Below are 2,967 nucleotides of genomic sequence, written 5' to 3'. Positions count from 1 at the left end.
AGCGACTACGCTGGTGAAATGAATCAGTAGGAAGGCTGTGGGTGAACCCGGAAGCGAGTTTTTCTACAGTCTCGTTATGTCATCAGAACCAGAGAGTGTCAAAGTGTCAGACAGCATTGAGGTCCAGATCACTGGCAGGGAGGCAAGTCTGATCTTAAAGTACGGATATCCTTTTCCCGACCAAGCGACTGCCTTTGAGAAGGTGGCCGGCAAAAAAGGATACCATAGGGTAACAATCGGAGAGTTCTGGCTAGAGATAATAGTTGGCGATCTATGCAGGTCAATAAAAGAGGTGCGGAGCTTGCCATTACAGGAGGAGTTGGATGCTCTATGCGATTCCCTGGAAACTGCAATGGGCAATCCCGGTTCAAGCGGCTTCCAACTGACATAACCATGCAAGTCACGGCGACGGTTACTGCATTGCGGCTTCGCCTCCATTCCGTAACCGCGCGTGTTTAGCGGCGTTATGCGGCTGAGGAGTGATGGTTCTGGCTTCCGCAACTTGACATACCATATGTGATATACATACTATCTTTAGTATGTGGGAGATATTCGAGCACCGGAGAGTGGCAAAGAGTCTGGCGGCAGCGCCCGTCGAGGTCCAGAAGCGGTACGAGAAATGGAAAGACATTGTCGCCATCTCTGGGCCTCAGGGGCTGCGCCATATTCGGGGTTTTAACGACGAGGCCTTATCAGGTAAGTGGAAAGGATTCCGTTCCTCGCGACTCAATATCCAGTACCGCGTCATCTACCGGGTACAGAAGGATCAGGTGCTAGTAGAAGTTGAGAAAGTAACTCCCCACGATTACGGGAGGAAATGAAATGAGCGAATATCGTAAAGCCAAGAAGCGACTTGAGGTTTCTGTTGGTGAGTCAGTCCGCATCCTGCGTGAATTGCAGGAGATGAGTCAGAATGGCCTGGCGACCGCTACCGGCATACCTCAATCCACCATTTCTGCCATCGAGAATGGTCGCGTACGACTTGGTGTAGACCGCGCCAAGGTCCTGGCTAGGGCTCTGCGGTGTCACCCCGCGGTTTTGGTGTTCCCTGGTTGGGATGTCGAGGACGAATCAGCCGCATAACCAGGCGGTCAACCGGACGCCAAAAGCGTGCCGCTTTTGGTTCCCTCCGCTGGCGCTCCGGCGCCGGTTACCTCAGCGTTAGTGGGCTGTGGCTCCGTTCCTTTCGTTGGCTGTGTGCCAAGGGCCTTGGCACAAGGTTGGCAGAAAGCCGGAAATGTCGGTGCTCGGCCAAGGCCGTCAGCATCGGAGAGGGAGTTGGTAGCTCGGTCGGGCTCTGTCTGGTTGGAGAAGTTGGTGCCAGGGTCGTGGGGCTGTCCGGCGAAAGTCAGTTGCAGATCCGCTACCCTTGAGTTCAGGTTCGTTCACCGTAACGGTTGCGGTGGTTTCAGTAATGGAGCATCGGCGGTAGCTGGTGCAGGGGCATCGGCGTAGGCGTTTGTGTTTAGTGCCGGGGAGCAGGCTTGCGTAGGGCCCGCCACTAATCGGGTAGCCGGGGGTATCTAACCCCCAGCCCCCACAACACCCTGCATGCGGCTCCGCACAGGGCGTTTCACCGGGAATGGTGAAGTTGGATCCAGCCATCACGCAGCGAGACCAGTCCCTCGGCTTTCAGGTAGTCATTGGATAATGCCTGCTGAATTCCTGGGGTCTTGGAACTACGCCATGGCCCTTTGCTGGTGATGCCACACGCAACGGCGGCCTGTACATGAACGCCCAGCTTCATCAGATTCCGGACTTTGGTGCGCGGCTTACGCCACTGTCGCCAGTAAGCCATCCGGACGCGGCGACGGATCCAGTGATCCAGATCGCAGCAACGCTGGTAGCCGGTGGCGATACCAAAGTAGTGAATCCAGCCACGGATATATTGGCTGATTTTGAAGAGCTGGTAGTGCATGGACACACCCCAGTTCCGGTTGGTCAGTGTCCGGATGCGTTGTTTGAATCGGCGCAACGTCTCCGGATGCCAATGGATCTGAGCCCCCTTGAAGGTAAATCCCAGGAACTTGCTCTCATTGGTTCTGACCACACGGCTCTTGGTCGTGTTGACCGTCAGTTTCAGACGGTGCTCCAGGAAGTGGCTGATACTGGCCAGTACCCGGTCGCCAGCCCGGCGGCTGTTTACCAGAATGGTAAAGTCATCCGCATAACGTGCGAACCGGTGTCCCCGTCGCTCCAGTTCTTTATCCAGTGGGTCGAGCATGATGTTGGCCAGCAGAGGCGACAATGGGCCGCCCTGTGGTACACCTTCCCGACTTTCCAGATAGAGCTGGTTATCGATAATCCCAGCTCGCAGGTACCGGGCGATCAGACCCAACAGACGCTTGTCCCGGACTTTGTAGCCCAGGTGCGTCATCAGCAGGTCGTGATTCACCCGGTCGAAGAACTTCGACAGGTCCACATCCACGGCAAAGCGTTTCCCTTCCTTGAGGATGCTCTGCACCCGTCGCACCGCCTGGTGCGCGTTGCGACCCGGACGGAAGCCATAGCTGTCCGTTGAGAACCCCGGGTCGAAGATGGGCATCAGGATCTGGGCAATGGCTTGCTGAATCACCCGGTCTATCACCGTCGGGATGCCAAGCTCACGCTTGCCACCGTCTGGCTTGTCGATGACAACCCGCCTTACCGGCGCCGGTTGGTAATCGCCCGAAAGAATCGACTGCCTGACCGCATTCCAGTGGCCAGCCTTTACCCAGTCGGGGAAGTCGTCGATGGTCATGCCATCAACGCCAGCTGCCCCTTTGTTGGCTCGAACCTGCTTCCAGGCCTGTTGCAGATTGGCTCGGTTAAGCGTGGCTTCGAGCAGATCGTCACTAAAGGCTGGCTTCGTGACCGTACGCTGAGCCACGTCATTGCCGGTCGGCATTCGGTAAGCGCCAGCAAATCGACACCTATTCCCAGGCCTGATCCCCGCTCACACTGGCTCCATCCTTTCAACGACTGGAG

Annotated in this window: 4 protein-coding genes; 3 read left to right on the top strand and 1 reads right to left on the bottom strand. The window is 56.6% G+C overall.

The genetic code is table 11. The annotated features are described in order from the left end of the window. Nucleotides 1-37: 37 nt before the first annotated feature. The 3 genes from AC1RQI_RS16495 to AC1RQI_RS16485 all read left to right on the top strand — a co-directional run bounded on the left by AC1RQI_RS16495 (nt 38) and on the right by AC1RQI_RS16485 (nt 1,083). Nucleotides 38-391 carry a hypothetical protein gene (locus AC1RQI_RS16495; protein ID WP_481905704.1) on the top strand — a complete coding sequence of 118 codons (354 nt, stop codon included), beginning with the start codon at nt 38-40 and terminating at the stop codon, nt 389-391. Between the two features lie 148 nt (nt 392-539). Further along, entirely contained in the window at nt 540-821 is a 282-nt protein-coding gene (locus AC1RQI_RS16490) for a type II toxin-antitoxin system RelE/ParE family toxin (protein ID WP_481905703.1), read from the top strand. A 1-nt stretch (nt 822) separates the two neighbouring features. Beyond that, nucleotides 823-1,083, top strand: a complete 261-nt coding sequence (locus AC1RQI_RS16485; protein ID WP_481905702.1) for a helix-turn-helix domain-containing protein — start codon at nt 823-825, stop codon at nt 1,081-1,083. Nucleotides 1,084-1,573: 490 nt separating this feature from the next. Here the strand turns inward: AC1RQI_RS16485 and ltrA are convergent, their stop codons facing one another. Then, entirely contained in the window at nt 1,574-2,887 is a 1,314-nt protein-coding gene (gene ltrA, locus AC1RQI_RS16480; RefSeq protein ID WP_481905701.1) for a group II intron reverse transcriptase/maturase, read from the bottom strand. Nucleotides 2,888-2,967 lie beyond the last annotated feature (80 nt).

This window comes from Salicola sp. AFF1, from assembly GCF_056783195.1.
This window is presented reverse-complemented; position numbering and strand designations above follow the sequence as displayed.

What these genes read in the sequence shown, in the direction of transcription:
- AC1RQI_RS16490 (WP_481905703.1), top strand. Translation starts at nt 540, where the DNA reads ATGTGGGAGATATTCGAGCACCGGAGAGTGGCAAAGAGTCTGGCGGCA.
- AC1RQI_RS16485 (WP_481905702.1), top strand. Translation starts at nt 823, where the DNA reads ATGAGCGAATATCGTAAAGCCAAGAAGCGACTTGAGGTTTCTGTTGGT.
- ltrA (WP_481905701.1), bottom strand. Translation starts at nt 2,887, where the DNA reads ATGCCGACCGGCAATGACGTGGCTCAGCGTACGGTCACGAAGCCAGCC.